The 21,830-nt window shown below is 47.1% G+C and carries 15 protein-coding genes and 2 pseudogenes; 3 read left to right on the top strand and 14 right to left on the bottom strand.

All coding sequences use genetic code 11. From position 1 onward, the window contains the following. Positions 1-47: 47 nt before the first annotated feature. The 7 genes from AC1S8V_RS10710 to AC1S8V_RS10680 form a co-directional block, all read right to left on the bottom strand. Positions 48-1,802 carry a sensor histidine kinase gene (locus AC1S8V_RS10710; RefSeq protein WP_482073583.1) on the bottom strand — a complete coding sequence of 585 codons (1,755 nt, stop codon included), beginning with the start codon at positions 1,800-1,802 and terminating at the stop codon, positions 48-50. Positions 1,803-2,099: 297 nt separating this feature from the next. Beyond that, complete coding sequence (locus AC1S8V_RS10705) at positions 2,100-2,798, bottom strand: hypothetical protein (RefSeq protein ID WP_076208979.1); 699 nt, start codon at positions 2,796-2,798, stop codon at positions 2,100-2,102. 182 nt (positions 2,799-2,980) lie between these two features. Next, positions 2,981-4,510: an ABC transporter substrate-binding protein gene (locus AC1S8V_RS10700; RefSeq protein ID WP_482073582.1), complete on the bottom strand. Its 1,530-nt coding sequence runs from the start codon at positions 4,508-4,510 to the stop codon at positions 2,981-2,983. A 133-nt stretch (positions 4,511-4,643) separates the two neighbouring features. Further along, positions 4,644-5,552 (bottom strand): carbohydrate ABC transporter permease, encoded by a 909-nt coding sequence (locus AC1S8V_RS10695; protein WP_076330510.1) that lies wholly within the window; start codon positions 5,550-5,552, stop codon positions 4,644-4,646. A gap of 17 nt (positions 5,553-5,569) precedes the next feature. Next, positions 5,570-6,556 (bottom strand): ABC transporter permease, encoded by a 987-nt coding sequence (locus AC1S8V_RS10690; RefSeq protein ID WP_482073581.1) that lies wholly within the window; start codon positions 6,554-6,556, stop codon positions 5,570-5,572. A gap of 192 nt (positions 6,557-6,748) precedes the next feature. After that, the gene (locus AC1S8V_RS10685) at positions 6,749-8,362 is read right to left on the bottom strand and encodes a response regulator transcription factor (RefSeq protein WP_482073580.1); all 1,614 of its coding nucleotides are present in this window, start codon (positions 8,360-8,362) and stop codon (positions 6,749-6,751) included. After that, positions 8,337-10,136 (bottom strand): sensor histidine kinase, encoded by a 1,800-nt coding sequence (locus tag AC1S8V_RS10680; protein WP_482073579.1) that lies wholly within the window; start codon positions 10,134-10,136, stop codon positions 8,337-8,339. The genes AC1S8V_RS10685 and AC1S8V_RS10680 overlap by 26 nt, the downstream gene beginning before the upstream one ends. A 349-nt stretch (positions 10,137-10,485) precedes the next feature. Here AC1S8V_RS10680 and AC1S8V_RS10675 point away from each other — a divergent pair. After that, positions 10,486-11,713, top strand: a pseudogene (locus AC1S8V_RS10675) (hypothetical protein). Positions 11,714-11,734: 21 nt separating this feature from the next. Here AC1S8V_RS10675 and AC1S8V_RS10670 read toward each other — a convergent pair. From AC1S8V_RS10670 to AC1S8V_RS10650, 5 genes and pseudogenes are all read right to left on the bottom strand, one after another. Then, positions 11,735-12,316: a DUF4269 domain-containing protein gene (locus tag AC1S8V_RS10670; protein ID WP_482073578.1), complete on the bottom strand. Its 582-nt coding sequence runs from the start codon at positions 12,314-12,316 to the stop codon at positions 11,735-11,737. Between the two features lie 20 nt (positions 12,317-12,336). After that, positions 12,337-12,543: a YwbE family protein gene (locus AC1S8V_RS10665; protein WP_482073577.1), complete on the bottom strand. Its 207-nt coding sequence runs from the start codon at positions 12,541-12,543 to the stop codon at positions 12,337-12,339. A gap of 214 nt (positions 12,544-12,757) precedes the next feature. After that, positions 12,758-13,546 carry a polysaccharide deacetylase family protein gene (locus tag AC1S8V_RS10660; RefSeq protein ID WP_482073576.1) on the bottom strand — a complete coding sequence of 263 codons (789 nt, stop codon included), beginning with the start codon at positions 13,544-13,546 and terminating at the stop codon, positions 12,758-12,760. Positions 13,547-13,612: 66 nt separating this feature from the next. Continuing rightward, positions 13,613-14,322: pseudogene (locus tag AC1S8V_RS10655) on the bottom strand (aldo/keto reductase); the annotation flags it as partial. After that, entirely contained in the window at positions 14,323-16,347 is a 2,025-nt protein-coding gene (locus AC1S8V_RS10650) for a Na+/H+ antiporter (protein WP_482073575.1), read from the bottom strand. It abuts the pseudogene before it with no gap. A gap of 178 nt (positions 16,348-16,525) precedes the next feature. On the opposite strand from AC1S8V_RS10650, the gene AC1S8V_RS10645 reads away from it, so the two are divergent. Further along, positions 16,526-16,825 (top strand): hypothetical protein, encoded by a 300-nt coding sequence (locus AC1S8V_RS10645; protein WP_482073574.1) that lies wholly within the window; start codon positions 16,526-16,528, stop codon positions 16,823-16,825. 97 nt (positions 16,826-16,922) lie between these two features. Here AC1S8V_RS10645 and AC1S8V_RS10640 read toward each other — a convergent pair whose 3' ends face one another. After that, positions 16,923-17,405 (bottom strand): MarR family winged helix-turn-helix transcriptional regulator, encoded by a 483-nt coding sequence (locus tag AC1S8V_RS10640; RefSeq protein ID WP_482073573.1) that lies wholly within the window; start codon positions 17,403-17,405, stop codon positions 16,923-16,925. A 270-nt stretch (positions 17,406-17,675) separates the two neighbouring features. Here AC1S8V_RS10640 and AC1S8V_RS10635 point away from each other — a divergent pair, with 270 nt between their 5' ends. Then, complete coding sequence (locus AC1S8V_RS10635; protein WP_482073572.1) at positions 17,676-18,791, top strand: FAD-dependent monooxygenase; 1,116 nt, start codon at positions 17,676-17,678, stop codon at positions 18,789-18,791. Between the two features lie 377 nt (positions 18,792-19,168). Here AC1S8V_RS10635 and AC1S8V_RS10630 read toward each other — a convergent pair whose 3' ends face one another. Beyond that, positions 19,169-21,745 carry a beta-mannosidase gene (locus AC1S8V_RS10630; RefSeq protein WP_482073571.1) on the bottom strand — a complete coding sequence of 859 codons (2,577 nt, stop codon included), beginning with the start codon at positions 21,743-21,745 and terminating at the stop codon, positions 19,169-19,171. Positions 21,746-21,830 lie beyond the last annotated feature (85 nt).

The following is a 21,830-nucleotide window of genomic DNA, read 5'->3' as shown; positions in this document are numbered from 1 at the left end:
CTGCCAATGGATTCCATCGTTCATTATGCGCTACACATTCCAGGTGCTTATCCTTCATTCTCCAGAAGAAACTCCTGCTCGGCAGGCCATGACAGCGTAACGCGTAATCCACCAAGTTCCGATTCCGTTATATCCAGCCCAGCCTGCTCCCCATATCGAAGCTGGAGTCTCTGATTCACATTCCACAGGCCACAGCCCATCTCCTGATCCATCGTTCCCCTGAGCTTACTCAGAAGCGCCTCACGTGCCTCCTGCGTCATGCCTTGCCCATCATCTTCTACCACAAGAACCATGACACCGCCCTGTTTTTCCCCGGATACTCTTATTTCTCCGGCCTCCGCGTCCGCTTCGATACCGTGAATCACCGCATTCTCCACTAGTGGTTGCACGATGAGTGGCGGTACCTCCTGTCTTAACATCTCATCGGACAGATCAAGCTTGTAATGAATTCGGTCCATACGCATCCGTTGGATCTCCAGATAACAGCTGACAAATTCAATCTCTTCTGTCAACGGTACCACGTCCCGCTCCTGTCTTGTCGTATACCGATAATATCGCGAGAGATTATGCGACATCGCTACAACAGCGTCCATACGCTTGAGCTTCGCCATACTCGTAATGAAGGAGAAACAATTATAGAAGAAGTGCGGGTTAATCTGCGATTGCAGCTGCTTCAACCGGGCTTCACGCACATGAATCTGTTCCAGATAAACGTGTTCAAATAACTGCTGGATCTGCTCCACCATCAAGTTGAAACGTTCGGACAGGAAACTGAATTCATTGCGGCCCTTCGGCTTAATCCTCACGGAATAATCCTCCTGCTTCAACCGCTGGAACCCGCGAATGAGTTGTTTCACTGGTACCTGCACCTGAACATAGAACAAATACGCCACACCAAAACTCATTAACAACAAACAAATCATGGAAGAATAGAACAACATATTGGATTGATGAATGGGCTTCAGAATATCTGACAGGGGCATGTAGTCCACCAAATACCAGCCTGTTGTACTGGATTTCACAGTGTTGACCATGTAAGGCTCGTTCCCGATCACTACTGTACGATTATCAACGTCCTGAAGTTTGTGGGCGGACAGTTCTTCCATCAACTGATTCGTTAATGAACGATCTGAAGTCCGATTATAGATAACCCCCGATTCTTCACGGAAATAGAAGGGGTCATGCCTGCCATCGTCCTTGAATTTGTCCAGCATATCCCGAATGTTATCACTATCAAACTCCAGTTTAATAATCGTTTCCGCATTATTAGCTGGGTCTTTAATACCGTATGGAGATACCGTAATCCAGCTAAACATGAACCGATCATCTTCCCCATCCTGAATTTTGCGTACATCCCAGCCGGAAATGATATTTTCCCTTAGCGCTTCTTTATCGTAAGAACGTGCGTCCCTTTCGGAAACCACCCTTCCCAGCGAAGGAGAATACAGATATAACTTTGTAGCCCAATTGGATGAACTTTCCTGAATACTCAGCTTATTCTGAATACGTTTGACCAGGTTGATCGCATCCAGATCAAAGTAGTTACTGTCCGCATAGATTCGCCGGAAGCTGCCAATATCAGGATCATGTATGAGCAGATTCGGCCATGAGGATAACAGTTCGATGTGTGTGTTCACTTGATTTTGGAAAAATTCAAGCTGGTTACTATTTGATCGATTCAACTCGTCTCTGAGAACAGCTGTTGTTTTGTGATTGGAGTACCAGTACAGAAGCACTACAGGAATCAGCATAATCAGAATAAGAATGACCATTTTGGAAAACAGGTTTGTTCGATATGACATCTTTTCATCTCACCTTGTCTAAATTTGTCGTGACATTAATTGTAATGATGTAAGCGCTAAAGACAAACTATTTTTTTGAGACAAACCGATTCATTATCTAGCGTAAGCGTTACCAATTCAAGGGGGAAGGAGATAAAACCAATATTTCTGCACTAATTGCAACTTCCACGCACAAAAAGAGCCAGCGATTAGCCAGCTCTCTCTAATTTCAGTATATGCCTTTGATCTTTTTATTCTACTCAAACCTTATTCCACTTCTGTTTATGTAATTATTCTTTTTTACTATAAAAATATCAACTATGGAATATCATAATCAAATACCGTATTCGCTCCATCCACGCCTACATCCAGCACAATATCCATAAGTTTTCCATTGACGAACAGAGGGGATTCCGCTTTCCCGTAAAACTCCAACTTGCCTGTAAACGTTCCATGGGGTTCAATCTCAACATGTACCGGCCTTAACTGAACAGACTGCAAGGCTTCCAACAGTGGATCGTCCTTAAACTTATAACTTCGTGCGAGATCAGGCATTAACACGGCGGATACGGAATCTCTGCCGTAATTTTTGAGTGTCAGGTCACAGGTGGCTCGGGTCTCACCCGTTTTCAGCACGTTAAAGGTACAAGAGCTTGCATTCTGTACATAGGATACCGCATTAATGCCTGTAGCTCCCCACTTGGCTATATACATGAATTTATCCGTCATGTACGAATAACTGAGAATGATAGCGATAACTACGATCCATAACCCTTTTGCAAGACCGGGGAATGATTTCCCGATTTCTTTGCGTGTAAGGTAAAAGCCGCAAGCGAAGATCCCCATCCCCAGGAAAAGTGTGATATGTACACCACTTAAATATGATGTAGTATACGGTGATATACCTATTGCTGACAGCATGGTATCTCCAACAGAAAAACCAAGATGATGGTTAAATGTAAAGATGATAGCAAATAGCAATAAAGCCCCTGAGAACACAAGTCTGATTCTCGACACACGAACACCCCCTAATCAACCACCTTATTGTATCATATTTTTCCTATTTATGATTAACAATCCAAATCCAAAAAACAACAATAAAAAGAACGTCTTCGGTTGTTCACCGAAAACGTCCTCCATTTTCACCGCTGACAAGAGCTTGTAATAACACAGGTCTCTCTGTCATGGATGACGATCATTTATTGCTTAGACAAGAATGCATCGAGTTGTTCCTGTTTGGCTGCAATAATTTTATCAATTCCCGCTGCTTTCAATTTCTCCAGATATTTCGGAATCATCTCATTTGGATCAACGGCGCCCGATGTCATACCCGGCTTGAACTGTTTGTTCACGTTGTTGACCGCCGCAATTTCATTTTTGACAGATTGACTGTTGAATGTAAAGCCCAGTGCTGGAGACTTCACACCTTTGGCGTTAAACTCTTTGAACTTCTCCCATTTCTGTGGATCTTCATTATCCCAGAGGAAGTTCAGGAATTGGTTACCCAGTTGCCATTGTGCACCTGGATTGTAGGTACGACTGTTGGCATCAACGCCTTCAGGGAGAGCAATGATATTATCCTGTCCGTCTTTTTTCACATAATGTGTACCTTCAATTCCGAAGTTCAGCAGATTGTTAATTTCCTTGTCGGAATGCAGCAAGTTAATGACCTGCATCGCTTTTTCCGGTTGCTCCGAAGAACGGGAGATCGCGAGCATTGCTCCAGATGCATCACCCGTCGTAATTGTCGGCTGTGTCATCTCAATCTGAGTCAGTGGGAAACCCACATACCCTTCTTCTTCTTTATCCTTGCCTGGTTTCATGCCATCCGTCCAGAGAAACGCTTTTCCAGCCTTCGCCTGGTCTTTCGGGAACACATTCGATGTAGCAGCATCACTGTTGATATATCCCGCTTGATACCACTTGCGAGCGAGTTCAGCCGCTTCCTTGAATTCAGGAGTCTCCACTTCATTCAGAACCGTTGTTCCGCCTGCTGTTTTGGAGATTACTCCAGGTACGGAAGCATCACCAAGATAATCCCAATCCAGATTCTCCAGCAACCCGTTACCATTGGTGTTGGACATATAGAACGGTGTAATGCCTGGCTCGTTTTCCTTGATTGTTTTGAGCAGGGGCTCCAGATCAGCCCATGTCTTAACAGCTGTCAGGTCCAGTTTATACTTGTCAGCCAGATCTTTGCGTACCAGCACGCCACGTGTGGCAGCAAGTTCTTTATTCGTAGGAACACCATAGTTCACGCCGTCCACCTGGGAACCTTCCAGAAAGGCAGGGTCCAGGTTTTTCTTGATATCTTGACCATGTGCATCAAGCAGATCATTCAGTGGCAAGAAAGCGCCTTTGGCTACATTCACCGTGTAGTTCTGCCAAGCTGCTGTGAAGATAATGTCCGATTTTTCACCCGAAGAGATCATCAGATTCAGCTTGTTATCCCACTGTCCCCAGTCAATGGCATTGATCTTGAGTGTGGCCCCAATCTTCGGTTCCATCTTCTTGTTGATCTCAGCTTCCACCAGAGCGACATCCTTCTGTGGTGTCCCTGGGTAGAACAGCGTCACTTCATAGGGCTTGCCCCCACCCTCACTTGCTCCTCCGCCTTCGGCTCCAGGTGTTGTTGTTCCACCTTTGTCTGATGAGCAAGCTGCCAGCACCAGGCTCAGCGCCATAACCGTTGCCATCATGCGTGACCATACCTTTAATGATCTAACCAATTGAACCCCTCCTGTCATGTGTTGAACCATACAACCGAATTCCCCAATTCACAATTAAACCGATAACTACTTCTGTATATGCCCTTTCAGTCCATCTTCATTTACCTTGCCCACTCCGCTAACCGGTTCAGAGTTATCCCTTCACAGCGCCAACCGTAAGACCTTTGATGAAATAACGCTGGAAGAACGGATATGCCAGTACAATTGGACCAATACCGACCACAGCCATCGCCATTTGCAGAGTTTTGTTAGGCAGATTCAGCAATCCACCCTGCGACGAAATCTGTGAAGAGACGTTGGAGTTGGTTGTTAAATATTGAATATCGAGCAGCGTCCGGTACATAAGATACTGAAGGCTGATCGTCCGGTTATCTGATATAAAAATCATGCTAAGGTACCAGTCATTCCAGTAATTCAGTGTACTGAACAACGCGACGGTTGCCATTACCGGAAGGGAGAGCGGAAGCACGATACGTGTAAACGTTCTCAATTCCCCTGCACCATCAATCCGAGCCGATTCCAGAATGGATACGGGTATGGAATTCGCGAAGAATGTACGCATGACCAGTACGAAGAATGGAGATAGCAGTAGCGGCATGATGAGTGCCAGTATGGAATTCTTCAGATCCAATACGTTCACATAGACCAGATACCAAGGTACCAGACCCCCATTGAACAACATCGTGAAGAAGATGAAAAAGGCGAACCAGCCTCGGTAAGGCAAATCTCTCCTCGAGAGTGGATACGCATACAGTGCAGTCAACGCCACACTTGTAATGGTACCTACCACGGTAACGATAAAGGATATACCGTACGAATGAAGAATCTGATCCATATCTCTGAAGAGGAACTCATAAGCCGTTAGGCTGAACTTCTCTGGAATAAGCTTATACCCATTCGCAATAACTGTTGTCTCGTCCGAGAATGAGATGGCGAAGACAAGCAGGATCGGCACGATACAGGCAATGGCGTAGAATAAAAACATCGCATGAATAACGGATGCGGAACGCTTGGATACGGCTAGTGGATCACGTGATTTCACAGCTGACTTGCCTCCTCTCAAAATAATGCATTATCTTTATCCATCCGCCTAACGATGGTATTGGATACAAGAACCAGTACGAATCCGACGACCGCTTGGTATAGACCCGCTGCGGATGACATCCCGATATCTCCACCGATAAGGAACGTTCGATATACATAGGTATCCAGTACATTCGTTACAGGGAACAGTGCTCCCGATTCCAGTGGAACCTGGTAGAACAGACTGAAGTCTGCATAGAATATACGGCCTATTTGCAATAACGTCATAATGACGATCAACGGAACGAGAAACGGAACCGTGATGAAGCGTATCTGGTGCCATTTGGTTGCTCCATCGAGCACAGCAGCTTCATAATATTCTTCATCGATACCCACGACAGCTGCCAGATAGATGACGGCATAATAACCGATATTCTTCCATGTGTTTACCAGTGGCAAAATATACGGCCAATACTTCGGCTCGGAATACCAGTCGATCGGCTGACCGCCGAACATCGGCAGGATCGTTGAGTTCATGAAGCCTGAGTCCTTGCCCAGGAAAGCCAGTACCAGGTAACTGACCACAATCATGGACAGGAAATACGGCAATAGCATGAGCGATTGATACAGCTTGGACATCGCCTTGTTCTTCACTTCATTAAGCAGAATAGCAAGCCCGACACCTACAAAGAGATTGAGTGCAATAAACACGGTGTTGTACGCAAGTGTATTCCGGGTAATTTCCCATGCATCACTGGTGGAGAACAAATATTTAAAATTGTCCCATCCACTCCATGGACTACCCCAAATACCATCAGCATAGTTTACATTTTTGAATGCGATCAGAACGCCGAACATCGGCATATAGTTATTCACCAGCAGAAACAGGACCCCTGGCAAGAACATGAGATACAGCACCTTGAATTTGCCAAAATTGTGCCACACAGACTTGCGTTTTGGAACTGTTCCTCCCGTTATTTCCGATATCCGTACTCCCTTACCCGCCTGGGGTTGTGTCTTCATAACTTGTTCTCCCTCACTCCTCTTGAATTCTTCCTCAGGATGAAGCTCCGTTGCGGCTCCTGTGGTTCAAGTATACGGCGGGGCGAGTGAGACCTCTATCTGCTGTGGTGACCTGTTGACTTATCAAATTATGACTTTAAGACACGTCCTAGTACCAAAAAAACAAAAGACGCAGCATTGCTGCGCCCTAAGTTATACGGTACGTGACTGTTTGCGGAACTCCTGTGGCGTAATACCTGTGCACTTTTTGAACATTTTGGTGAAATGCGAGTAATTGTAGTACCCCACTTTGCCAGCGATATCCGTCACCTTGACAGTGGACTGGGACAGCAAAGTCTTCGCTTTGGCTACTCTGCCTTGCAGGATAAACTCGGACAAGGACATCCCCTTCTCCTTCCGAAACAAACGGGACAGGTAGGCAGGATTGAATCCGGCAAAAGCTGCAAGCTCCTCTCGCATGAGTTCTTCGCCAATATGAGTTTCAATATAAACGCACAACTGATCCACAATGGTCATGGGGCTGTGATCGTCCGGGTACAACACCGGGATAACACGATCAATGAGATCAGACGTCCACTGCTTCAACTGCGGCAACGACCTTGTCACCACACTTTCTTCCGGCTCCCGTTCACCTGGATACAGAGTGCGTATGGACACATTTTTCTGATGAAGCAACGGATAGACCACATGCAGCATCGCATGATAGTAGAGACGCAGCATTTCAGGAGACAATCCCTCCTGAGCAGCGAGTAACTCGAAAATCTCATCCACACGTTCGCGCAAATCCCCAACTTTACCCGTCTCAAACAGTATAGATAATTCTGAAAACCAAGGAATAGGCAAAAAGCGATCTTCCTGATCTCTTCCCTGCTCATCATAGACAAAGACTTCTTCAAGCTCCTTAATATTGCGCCGCTCCATATCCATGAGTTCATTTAACATGCCTTGCAGCTCCGTTACAGCAACCGGGACCCCGACATAACAGGACAACCGGCAGTAAAAATACGTACCACATTCCCGAATATACCCCTGACAACGTTGTGCCACTTCGCTCGCACTCGGTACGATGCCGTCTTGCTCGTAAGCAAGCACAATGTTCAATCCACTATGATCCTGAAACACCTCACCCGGCTTGTCGCCTAGCAACATTTCTCTCGCTGCATTACGAAGGGCATACTCCAATACCTCTTCGTCACGCAAATCAAATTCTCGCACCCATTCCTCTACCGAAATCACAACAGGTAGCACACGAGCCTGCGGATCAATCTCGGCACCATACAATTCTGCGAGCTCCTGCAGTCGTTGCTTGGTTAACGTGATACGTTGAGAGATGGCATCTTTCCAGAAACGTTCTGTCAGTAGTGGTTTGTGGGTTTTCCACCGTTTGTATACGGTCTCATAAACTTCGTTGGTACGGGTACGCTGCTCTCCATCCTTGATCTTCTCTACCGCTTGGGTTACCACCTTGATCAATTGATCCGCCGGAGCCGGCTTTAATACATAATCAAAGCTGTTTAACTTAATTGCGGTCTGAGCATAATCAAACAAAGCATGGCCTGTCAGGAAAATGGTCAACATGCCTGGATCATGCTTCAATACCCAGCTCTGCAGGTCAAGCCCTGTTTCACCAGGCATCTCAATATCACAGATGATGATATCGATAGCACTTGCCTTCAGGACCTTTCTTGCTTCTTCAGCATCACAAGCACTGAATACCTGATCAATGCCAGCTGCCCGCCAGTCAACGCCTTCCACCATCGCTTGTAATGCATATACTTCATCATCCACGATCAACAGGTTCCGCATGGGCTCCCCCTTCTTCCTCTTCGGTCTGAGCGGGTAAATCAATGATGACTGCGGCGCCGTTATCCGCCTCATTTCTGAACTGCAAACTGGCTTGATCACCATATTTCACTAACAGCCGGTGAGCTACGTTCCATATACCGATATGCTGTCCACCCGGATCTTCAGCGTATTGTCCCTGCTGCAGACGCTCCAGCAGTTCCTCATCAAATCCGATACCATTATCCACAATCATAAGCTGAAGCACCTTCTCATCGACTTGACCCGATAACTTCTTCCCATGGCACGCCACGATGCGAATGACAAATGATTTCGTTCGGCGCTGAAATCCATGAATAATGGCATTCTCCACAAAGGGCTGAATGGTTAATGGCGGAATCACATACTGTCCCAGATCCGGTTCGATGTCCAGTTCAAAATCCAATCGGCTTGGAAACCTTAGCTTCTGAATTTCCAAATAATGACGAATGTGTTCCAGCTCTTCATCCAGACGAATAACACGTTTGCCTGCACGCAGGCTGAATCTGAAATAATCTGCCAGATGGCCAGCCATCTGTTGCACCAGCTCATGCTTTTGCAAGGAAGCCAGACTATGAATGATATTGAGTGAATTCAGGTAAAAGTGAGGATTGATTTGCATCTGCAGTTGTTTGAACTCCGCCTCTCGCGTCCGCAATTGTTCCTCATACACGTCAATCTTCAGATGCCGGATCTCGCTGGTCATCTGATTGAAACTTCGTGTCATAAATTCAAGTTCCGAGGAAGAGGGTGGCTCCAGCTTCACATCGAGATCTCCACGGCTCACCCTTCTCATGCCTCGGATCAATGAGTTCATCGGGCGGAATAACAGATGACGCAGAAAGATCAGTGCCGTAACCAGAATTACTGCCGCACCAATGGGAAGCAGACGAATGATCTGCTGGAAAAACGGAAGGTTACGCATCATGTCTTCCTCAGGCAGCAGCACGATATAATTCATCTCGGACATGGCCGAGGCAATACCCAACATCAAATATTGACGTGCTTCTCCCTTGTTCACAACTTCAGAGATAACCTGATACGGATTCTTCAGGCCGGGAAGATGCGCTGCAGCCAGCTGAATCTGTGCAGTATTTAATGTAGAATCCGATAGTGCCCCGCCGTCTGTCCCAACAATGACCGCGCCTCCCCGATCTCCGGATTCAGTGAATTGTTGTGTATGATTCAGTTCATTCATATCAACAAGTGCACCTGCATAGAACTGCTGGTTGATTCGCACCGTTTTCACCAGCGCATTCCACGTCCCGCCCCGCACAATGCTCCATTCCGGCTTCTGGATATCTCCTTCCAATTGCTGCATCTGGACTGGCATACTCTCCTGCACAACCGACTTTTTGACATCATAATTGCCTGAAGTGGCGAGCAGCAGATCATCATTCACGGCATCATATAGAAAAAAAGAATCGATTAGATTATAAAAACCGATATCTGTCATGAATTTGTTCATAATCCGTTGCTTTGCAATGATATAATCGCCACTGCCGTATTCCAGAAAAAACAGAGAGATAATATCCGGGTCCCGCTCCCCCAGACTGTATAGATACCGATTCGTCTCCTGCAATACACGTTCATTCTGCTCCACACTCTTGGCGAGATGATTCATATTGGTGAGAGATACCTTGTCACGTACGACTTTCATGGCGTAAACGTTGTTGTAATAGAGCAGCATGAATAATGGCAGCATGATCAATGTAAGACCCACAATAAATTTAAAACGAAGTGAACGGATCACATTCATGGATTAAGGATTCCCGCCCTTTTCATTTAACATAGAGTACTTTTTTCTGATTTCTTCCTTATGATGGCATGTTTAGTTTATTGTAGTCACCCCTGCTTGCCATTGTCTATGCGGTCTCGTGACCTGCATCCATCACTTCTGGTGACTTCCATCCGCTCCAAATTCGGATAATATACTTCTGTTGTAATACATTCTCCAGTTGTAAAAAAAATCCTTCAATTATAGTTCAGAAGCCTCTCCCTTAAATAAATGCTGCGGCAAGCCCCGGACTCCACGAACGCCCGATCTTGACATGCATACGATATATCACTCCTCGGGTTAGTCACCAGGATGTAGGGAGGCCTGTTCGATGAATATTCAACTCACTGCGTTACACTATGTCTATCTGGCATTTATTATCTTGATCATCGCCGTAATGATCCGGCGCAGGGACACCACTATCATCTGTGTCGCGGGTATTATGACCATTGGACTTCTGGCAACGGAAACCTTGAGCGGGTCAGTCGCTGGAATCTTCAACAGTTTTATCTATGCCACAAAAGAATTGCTCAGCACGATCTTCATCATCTCGATTATTGTGGCGATGAGCCGTGTTCTGATCAGAACAGGCATTAATGAGGTCATGGTAACACCTGTCACCCGGTTTATCCGTTCTCCTCAGGTCGCGTATTGGGGTATCGGATTGATCATGATGGTCGTATCACTATTTTTCTGGCCATCCCCGGCCGTAGCACTCGTTGGTGCAGTACTGCTTCCTGTAGCCGTGCGTGTAGGTCTTCCTCCGATTGGAGCTGCCATTGCCATGAACCTGTTCGGACATGGAATTGCACTGTCGGGAGATTATATCATTCAGGGGGCTCCCAAACTTACGGCCTTCTGAGATGAAATCAGGTACAGTGGGCACGGAACCTTCATCCTCCGCTCTGCTTATCCCTCTGTTATTTGCAGTTGATGTGATTCTGATGTTTGTATTGAAACTGCAAGGTGGTGACGCAACAGCTCTGATTGGCGGGACTGCTGTGGTCATCCTGATCGCTGTTACCCTTGCCGCACATTGTCATGCCGGACCGGAGGAAACGACCAACTATTTAATAGAGGGATTTCAGTTCGGTTTCAAGGTATTCGGCCCGGTTATTCCGATAGCCGCGTTCTTTTATCTGGGGGATGCTGCGATTACGGAGTTGTTCCACAATCCTCTACCTGAAGGTTCACACGGGATTGTGAATGATCTCGGGGTTGCACTTGCTGGACTGGTGCCACTGAATGATACGGTGGGAGCCATTACGATGACGGTGACCGGAGCGGTCACGGGGATGGATGGTTCGGGATTCTCAGGGATTTCCCTGGTTGGCTCGATTGCGTCCATGTTCGCAGGGTCGGCAGATTCAGCCCCTGTGCTGACAGCACTCGGTCAGGTTGCAGCCATATGGGTAGGTGGCGGAACCTTGATTCCATGGGCATTGATCCCTGCTGCTGCAATCTGCGGAGTCAGTCCTTTTGAACTGGCAAGACGCAACCTGAAGCCTGTACTGCTGGGACTCGCGGTAACGACGATTGTAGCCATCTTTCTGATCTGACCAAAGGTTATGCTAAACCGTTTAAAAAGACGTGCGTGAACGTGCCCAGTTCCAGAGATCTTCACGCTTCATCTCTGCCAATTGCAGCATGTCCACATATGGATCTCCCTGTAACCCAAGTACAGAAGCGAAAGCAGGCTCCGTCTTCCACCCTGCCCGTTTCAGTCTGCGAATCTCACGATGTCCGGCGTCTCCCCACAGTTGTAATAATCTCCACTCCACGATCATATGCAGGTATGCATTCTGCCTGTTGATCGGCACGGATTGGGCAAAAATCTCCACTGGCCAATGTCCCACTTGCAAATTAAAAGTCACATAAGGACGTTGGTCCGGAAGATCCCCACCACGTACACATTGAAACTCAGCAACGACTCCGATTCGATTGTGTATGTCGGCTTCAAAAACATCCAGATCCTCTGCATAACACAGCAGATCCAGATCACTGCCCGGAACATCAATATCAATGGGTACCGTTCCTGCTGGATATGGGTGATAGTCAGCTAATATATCGAGCAATCCACTGCTCTGTAACACATGATATGCGTCCTGCTGACGTTCATTTCCCGTAGCCAGATGTGCCATTACTTCTGCGGTAGTACTCATCTCCCCGCCTTGGGCCACAGTTAGTTCGAGCCTCCTGTAATGACCTGTTTCACACGTCCCACTTGACCGCTCGTCAGTCGTACTTTGATTCCATGTGGATGCGTAGGTGACTTGGTTAACAGATCCTTCACAATGCCACGTGTCAGCTTACCTGTAGATTGATCCTGCTTCAGCACAATGTCCACTTCCAGACCTGGCTTAATATTTACACGTTGTTGTCCATTCATTATGTTCACTCTCCTCTATGTCGTGATTCATACCATGTATACTATATAACCCTTAAACACAAAGCTCCATCTATTGTAGACGTTTTGGTTTCAAAACAAAAGGGACGCGGCAATAACCTCCTAAGGCTGGTTCCATGGTTGATATGAAGATCAAGATAAAGAAACCGCAGGTCTCTTCATCTGAGACCTACGGTTTCTAATTGGATTGCCATGTTCAGGGCTGCACATGCTTCAAAATAGACGAAGGCGAAGTTCCGTTCTTCGCAGCTTCGCGTGCCTTCACAGCAAGAAGCTCGGACACTGTTACGAACCGATATCCCTGCTGCTGCAACTTCGGCAGGATCGTTTTGAGTGCTGCTACCGTATGGGACTTGCCTTCCACCTTATCGTGAAAAAGTACAATATCCCCATTACGTACGTTGTTCAGCACCTTGTTAACGATGGCCGATACGCCTGGAGAAGCCCAGTCCCGTGTATCCTGATGCCAGGACCAGAGGACAATGGTATACCCTTTTTGTTTGGCAGCCTGAATGACCATGTCATTGTAATAGCCGCCTGGTGGTCTGAACAACAAGGGACGCTCCGCACCAGCTTCAATAATGGAACTTTCCGCTGCGTTCATATCTTTCATGTACTTGTCCGCAGCTGTTGATCGAACTGCATACGTATGCGCATACGTATGATTGGCGATTTCATGCCCTTCGAGCTGCTCCTGCCTAATCAGTTCAGGAAATTTCTCTGCCCATTTGCCAAGTACAAAAAAGGTTCCTTTGGCTTGATATTGCTGAAGCAACGCCAAAATCTGCGGGGTCTGAATCGGATCAGGTCCATCATCGAAGGTCAGGGCGATGAGTTTATCCTGTGTGGGAACCTCCCATACGATCTCTCCTCGTTCCTCATAATACTGACGGTTCTTCTGTACAGGCTTCGCATAGGCAGAACTGCTACCCAGCAAGATAATTAGCGTGAACAATCCGAGGAATCGGGCTGCCTTCAGGTTCATGTTGTGTCCTCACTTTGTCTTCATACGTAAAATCCCTGTTAGCATTTCCCGATTCAGCCGAACTAATTAACGAAAGATCTGATCCACAACGGCAATTTCCTCAGCGGTAAGCTCTACATTCAATGTTTTCAGATTATTGATAACCTGCTCCGGTTTTTTGGCGGCCGGAATCAATGCATCAATGGAAGGCTGAGTGAGGTACCAGGCCAGAACCAGATGAGCGACCTCAACATCTTTGGATTGTGCGATGCTGCGCAGCTGCTCCACTTTATCCAAATTTTGAATGAATGCCTCACCTGTAAACAGTGGGTTCTTCGCCCGTCCATCCTGGAATGTTGTGTCGCGATTATATTTACCGCCCAGCAGTCCCGCTGCCAGAGGGAAGTAAGGAACAAAAGAAATTTCATGCTTAGCCGTATACGGCAACAGCTCTTTCTCCGCTTCTCTTTTGAACAGATTATATTCAGATTGCAGTACGTCTACATGACCGTCTATATTGGCTTCACGTAACTGATCGATGGAAAAATCGGATACGCCAATGGCACGGATTTTGCCAGCGTCTTTCAATCGTTTTAACGTATCTACCGCTTCATCCTTCGGGGTATGTTCATCCGGAAAGTGGATGCTGTTTTCAGGAAAGCAGGTGAATTATCCATGACGATCTTGCCATCTACAAATGTATGGGCTGCTTTGGTCGCAATAATCGTATTCTGACGCTGACCGGTTTCCTTCAATACTTCACCAATCAATCGTTCGGAATGCTCAGGTCCATAGATTTAGGTATTTTTCAACGCAGTCGCTTCCACGTCGTTGATAAACCGGCGCAGCTTGGCAGCCACATCACGGGTGATTTCGCCGTTTTCATACAATTGCTGAACCGTATTGCGCTGTTCCTGAATGGCCACCATCTGCAACTCAAGTTTCTCCTGATTAAACGGATCTTCCGTTTCACCTTGGTTCCAGGTGCGCAACTTGGCAATAACTCGCTCATACTTGGCAATGACCGACAGTGCGACGACTCGATTCCCATCATTCATATGAGCACGAATGGCCTTAATTGCTGCTTCAGAGGTGCGCAGCTTCACCTGACGGAACAGTTCTGCATTTTCAAGCATGAAGGGTTGAATCGGCTTCTGGGACCGGTTGGTGAACAGATGTCCCAACACACGTCCGATCTCGCTGATCGAGGTCATGAACTGAGTGTTTGTGCGATTCGCCAGCATCATTTCCTTGCGATCGAGCCAGCTGTCACATTTGAATGCAGCATCGGACGCAATTGCATTTTCGTCCAGCATCGCTTCAATTTCTTTGCGCTCCGCACGGGTGGCAATCAGATTGATGGCCGTTTCTTGTTTTTGAATGTCTTTGCGTTTACCGGCGGTAAGCTGACCTGCGGCCTGCCTGATGTATTTGGACAGATCCGAGACGACCGCCAGTGCCGCGGCTTTGTTCTCATCGTTCATTTCGGATTTGACGGCTCGTATTGCCGCATTCAGCATAATGTCATGTGCTTTCCGTTCTGACTTCTGCGGTGTTTCTTCTGTGGATTTACCATCATCCTTGGCCAGAACCGGAAGAAATACGCTCGCGGCAATCAGGGAGAAGAGAATCACTCCTGCCGCCAGGAAAATGATCAGATCCCTTTCAGGGAAAGCCGACCCATCCTGAAGCACGTAAGGAATGGAGAAAGCACCTGCCAATGTCACAGCCCCCCGTACGCCTGAGAGGGAAATGATCGTAATATCCTTGAACCTGGGCCTGCCAATAGAGGATTGGGTACGCAGCAATTCATTCCCTTGCCAGAACAAATAGATCCAGAGAAAGCGCAGAACCAGCAGTAGCACCGAGATCAAGCCCACATATCCCAACACCTGCAGATTATTAAACGAAACATTTTCAAAAATGGTACTCAGCACATCCGGAACCTGTACACCCAGAATAACAAACACCAGACCATTTAGTATAAATAAAATGACTGACCATGTGCTCGCAGATACCACCTGCATCTTCAACTGAACCGATTCTGCGCGGTCACGCTCAATAGCGTGAATGATCCCACCTGCCACGACCGCCAAAATGCCCGACACCCCAATCTCTTCACTCACCAAATAGATGACAAATGGAGTCAGGATTTGCAGCAACATATGAATCGTCACATCTTCCATGCCCAGCCTGCGAATCCACACCCCAAGCCTGATTAACAGAAAAGATAACAAGGCCCCGATGAGAAGTCCGCCAATCGCAATCAGAATAAAACTGAAGGTTGCCTGAGCCAGGGAAAATACACCTGTAACTGTGGCTGCAATCGCGAATTTGAAGGCCACCAGGCCAGATGCATCATTCATTAATGCTTCACCTTCAAGAAGCCTATGTATGCCTTTGGGCAGATGTACCCGGCCTGCCATGGCACCAACGGCCACCGCATCTGTCGGGGACAATATGGCTGCAAGAGCAAAAGCAGCAGGTAACGGAATCGAAGGAATCAGCCAGTGAATGGCATACCCTGCCACGACTACTGTCACGAATACAAGCCCTAGTGCAAGCAGAAGTATCGGTGCACGCAGATTCCATAATTCATTCCTTGGTGTTCGCTTACCATCGTTGTATAACAAAGGTGCGATGAAGAGTACAAAAAACAATTCCGGATTCAAGGGCAGGTGAACACCTGCGGGAAGCAAAGCTATGGCTACACCAAGCACGATTTGAATAAGCGGAACGGGAATAAAGGGTACAAACCGGTTCAGGATGTTCGATAAACCGATCAGGACCAGTAACACAAGTACGGTAATAAATATCTCCATGATGACAATCCCTTTCCGCTATAGAAGTGGTGAACCTTTGTTATAAAAATGTTGTCATATTCATATACCCATTCAACTCGCCTCAGACCAGTCTAAATGAAAGAATTCTGATGGATGCTGTATATAAGATGTTACAATATGCTCAGGACAATACCCGTTTGGAAAGGAACTTGCATCTATGGCATTTGGAATTAAACGACAGGAGCTTGCTGCGTGGAAGGAACAAGTGGCTCGTGGTGAGATTGCCTACCTTACTCATTTCTGGATCGACAATCGATTTCCCGGCATCACCAGCGTCACCAAAGTCGGCTGCGCAGATCTGGAACGTCTGGAGCGCTGGTGTAACGATCATGGACTGGACCCGCGATACATTCATCGGCGGCAGCCATTTCCCCACTTCGACCTGATGGGCAGCAAGCAAAAGGAGATTTTGATCCAGGAAGACATGACAGATCATGTGGTTCGCTTTCATATGTAAAACCAACTCAAAAACGCCAGTCTTCAAGGTTCATCCCCCGCAACTAGGGACGAACTCATGAGGACTGACGTCTTTAAGTGATCAAGTCATATATGGACTACCGATGAATCTGCTCAAATGACTTCATGTTCTCCAGCAGTTTCAACTCAATTTTCTTCAGCATACCGAACATCTGCTGTTGCTCTTCCTCGGAAAGTGCTTGCAACAATTCCCACGTCATTCGGCCGCGATTCGCATTAAGTGTCTTGGCAAGCTGTATTCCCTCATCCGTTAAGGACAGCCACACAATTCTCCGATCTTCTTCACTACGCACACGCTGGATCAACCCTTCTGTTTCCAGTTGATTCAGTACAATGGTGGTTGCACCGGAAGACAAACTGAGTTGTCTGGCCACATCAACCGCCATGCAGCGTTTTTCGCGTAAAATCATGCCCAATATATGACTTTTTGTCGGATTCAGTTTGCAGTTGGTTTCGCTCTTCTGCTGCTGATCCAATACTTTATTTTTATATCTGAAGAAGGCCTCCAACAATTGATCTACATTTGCCAATTGAGAGTTTCGCTCCGTATCCGGGCTCATAAACGTTCCTCCTGCCTTTCATCATAACCTGCCTTTTATTGTAACATATTTACACTATTTTGTTTGTGAAAAAAACGCTTGTATTGGACACCCTTTATTTGACCGAAAGACCTGTGTTTTATTATGGCATACACCTATTGCTTTCTTGCAATGGGTTTGTTTATAATAATCTATATCATTAAGTTACTTTTAGTTACTTAATGATTTTAATAAATTTGTTGTTATAAAGTAAATAAAGCGTCATCATTATATTGCAAGGGACTTATGCACATGAATCAGAATATACAATCTCAACCTAAAACAGATGTTTGCATCGTCGGCGCAGGTCCTGGCGGTGCTTTGCTTTCTTATTTACTGAATCAAAAAGGAATTTCCACGATGCTCATCGAGCGGCAGCCCCACCTGCACAAGTCGTTTCGCGGAGAGCTGCTCAATGTGGACGGCGAAGCGATTTTGAATAAACATGGCCTCTATTCGCTCATTCAGGAACGGGGAGCCCTGCTCTTGGAACAGATTCAATATTGGGAAAATGGGCAGATTATTCACACCGTTTCGCCAGGCAATGGAGAATCTCATGTTGGTATTCATGTACCTCAAGATCACCTCCTGGAAGCCATCGTATCGCATGCTCGGCAGCACAATTCTAATGAACAAGTGCTGTTTAATACCATTATGACTGGCTTGCTACGAGACAAAAACGGCCAGACCGTTGGTATTAACATTCGCCAGAACGGAGTTCCTGCTTCCATCGAAGCATCTGTTATTGTCGGTGCAGATGGCAGATACTCTGCTGTACGCAAACACTCCGGCTTGACCCCCGAGATCCGCAAGCACGGATATGACCTGTTATGGGCACGTATTCCGGCACCTTCAGGATGGGAACCGGCTGTTCGGATGGCCAGCATGGATGGGCAACAGCTCGCATTGTTCTCACAATTCGGCGGTTATGTTCAGATTGGCTGGAACATCCCTGAGGGGGCATACGCCAAGTTGCGTGAGCAACCGATTGCTCCATTTGTAGATAAACTTGTAACTGCCTTTCCTTGTCTGGCTGATTCTGTGGCTGCCCACATTCAGAGCTGGAGTGATTTTGTTCTGTTATCTGTCGAAAGCAGCTATTGTCAATCGTGGACAAAGGACAATGTTGTACTCATCGGTGATGCCGCTCATACCATGACCCCAACCGGTGCGTTTGGACTTAATGCGGCGCTGGAAGATGCGGACGCACTCTCGGAGCTTCTTATCAGGATGGCGGCAGATCAATTCCAATCCACCACTCAACTTCAGGAACTCCAGACGATTCGCGGAGCAAAGGTACAGCAGCAACTTGCACGGCAAGTGGAGATGGAATCTTCTTTCCAGCAGCGTTATGAATCCTTTCTCTAAAACCCGTTAATACGAATGCCTGCCGAAATATCCAAACAGCCGATCCCTTCCTCTTGAAGAAGAATCGGCTGTTTGGCTTGTTGATTATTTTTTATGTAATCCGTATCCTTCCTCATTTTCGTTTACGCGGAGCAAATGTGTCTTCTGACAAATGACATGAATCCACCTCCTTTTGAAAACGATTTCTTTCTATCATTCTAACCTTAATGTCCCAAGATGTGAACCCAATTGGAAGTTACGCTTTTCGAATAAGGAAAAGATCACCTTCAACGACGATATTATCTCACCTGCTCCAAAAGCAAAAAAAGGTGGCATCCCTGATCAGGATTACCACCTTGAACCTCGAATAATAATCGAAGTCTATTATTATTATTACCTCACCCTTCTCTGCCGTTCATGGCACTGACCCGAAGTTCCGTCAGAGGCAGAGACGTTTGCTCTGGATGACGAAGTCTCACTGTCCGACTCTCACCAGGGAGCAGATCGAAATAGTTGTCACTGAATCGGACACGTCCAAGGGGAAGCTCCAGCTTCACCAATCGTGCAATCGCACCACTGACCGTAACCGTTACAGACTGCTCCTCTTCGTTCACATGCACGCTCAATTGAGACTCCGGCAATGTCACATCCTTCGGATCACGCAAGAAGTATCGATTGCTCGGTGCCGCAAACCCTTCAGAAACCAACTCAACCATTACTTCCTCCGCACGTCTACCTTGTAGCACCTCTACTTCAGTTAATTCGGCAATACACAGTGAGGATTGGGATGTTGCTTCAACAGCATGTGAGCTGGAGTAGATCTTCTCTCCATTCAATGCATAGACATTGAGTCGAAGCTCACCTTTCAAGACGTCCTGCGTATCGTTCACGACCCACAACGCAAGCGGCTCACCCGGTTCATGCTCCAGTGACAACAGGACAGGATGAAAGAATATTTTCCCGTAATAAAAGGATGCCTTCGGCAGCAGCTCATAGTCGATCATGGACCAGCTTGTTCCGGGCCAGCTATCGTTCAATTGCCACACAAGCGCTCCGCTGTTACGGTGATTGATGCGCCGGAAATGTTCAATTCCATATCGCAGCCCTTCTGCTTGAGTGAGCATGGAGTAGTTCATATACTCTTCTATATCTTGCGGAATGCCTGTATAACCCTCCATTAGCAGAATACCTTTTTGATGATTGGTATCCTTGTTACGGTAGGCCATCTCCGGACTGCCCCAATAAAACTGACCTGCGGGCATATTTTTCTCCAGCGTGTAACGATTGGCTGAGGCGTGCATACCGAATTCACTGCTGAACAGCGCATGATCCTTTTTATAATTTTTGAACGTTACACCTTCAATACTGTAGTCCAGCAGCGGTGGCTCTCCTTGTTTCCTTGGATAGACAGAGCCGTGCCATACCTGCCAGTTGTGGCGATCCCCCACATCCGGGTCATTCGCATCCTGACCGTTGCTGTCCCCGAACGGCGAAGAAGGCCAGTACGGACGGGACAGATCCAAGCGCTCCAACACTTCAGGGATCAGTTCATGATAGATAAGTTCGCCGTAGAACGGGCTGGTAATATCTCCACTTGCAGACTTCATATCATAGAGCCAATCTATTTCATTATTCCCACACCAGAGGGCAAGCGAGGCACGATTGCGTAGGCGCAGTACATTGTTTTCTACCTCTTGCCGTACGTTGTCCATGAAATCACGATTGAAATCTGGGAAGAGTGCATTCGCAAAAGCAAAGTCCTGCCACACCAACACCCCTTGCCGATCACACTCATCGTAGAAGACATCCTTCTCATATATACCACCGGCCCAGACGCGCAGCATATTCATATGCCCTTCCACCGACAGCTCGATAAGCTCACGATATCGGGAATTCGGGATAGCGCCAATCAGATGATCAGCGGGAATCCAGTTGGCTCCCTTGGCGTAGATCTTGACTCCATTCAGGATAAAAGCAAATGCATCTTCCCCCCGTTCATCGTGAAGAGCCAGTTCAATCGTTCGTATCCCATAAGGTTTGCTATAACGATCCACCTCAACGCCATCTGCGTACAATGTAACCTCCAGTGTATACAGATAAGGTTCACCCAGATCATGAGTCCACCATAACTGAGGTGACGTAACGTTCAATGTGATATCTGCCTTACCACCTTCTACAGGCAGTTCAGTGGCACCTGCCACCTCGTTTCCGCTTCGATCCAGCAGACGAACATTACATGACGGAACCACAGCCTGCTCCCGTTTCTGTCTGTTACGGAAAGACAAGACGGACTTCACATCCGCCGTGAGGCGTAAGACAGCCAGCTCTGTACTGACTGATTCTGTTCGAGCATACACACTTTCCAGCTTGGCGATTGTTCGTTTTTCCAGCCGCACCGCACCCCAGATGCCTACCGTAACCATGCGTGGACCCCAATCCCAGCCAAAGTTCATCGCCGCCTTGCGCAACCACGGCCGTTCCTTCGTATACGAGGACCAGTCGAAAGTTTCTTTGTCCCGGTGATGCAGGTGAAGCGGGTCGAACTTGACAGCAATCGCATTCCAGCCGCTGCGTACCAGAGACGTTACATTAAACGTATGTGACATGAGCATATTGGCCGTTTTCCCGACTTCATGGCCGTTCACATATACCGTTGCAAACGTATCCAATCCTTCGAACACCAATTCAAAGTACTCCTCCGTCTCTGCATCTCTCACGAGATTAAAGGTTGTACGGTACCACCATTCCTTTTGCTCAATCCAGCGACTTTTCGCATCATTATGTCCGTAATAGGGTGGATCAATGATACTGCGCTCAACCAGTGCAGCGTGTACATCGCCAGGCACTTCAGCCCCGATCCAGAAACGGTCATCCAGCGCAGCAGCTGCCACATCCATTGCCCGCTTCTCTCCAACTTCAAAATGCTGTATCTTCCATTGTCCCGATAAATCCTGACTTGAACTATGGGTCTTCATCAGTACGCCCTCACTCTCCAATAACCCTGAGTAATACCATTTCGAAAACGTTTGCAGAAAGGCAAGACATGTTTCCTAATCTGCT

It is taken from the genome of Paenibacillus sp. B46(2026), assembly GCF_056786355.1.
The sequence above is the reverse complement of the archived record's forward strand: the minus strand, read 5'-3'. Positions and strand labels throughout refer to the sequence as shown.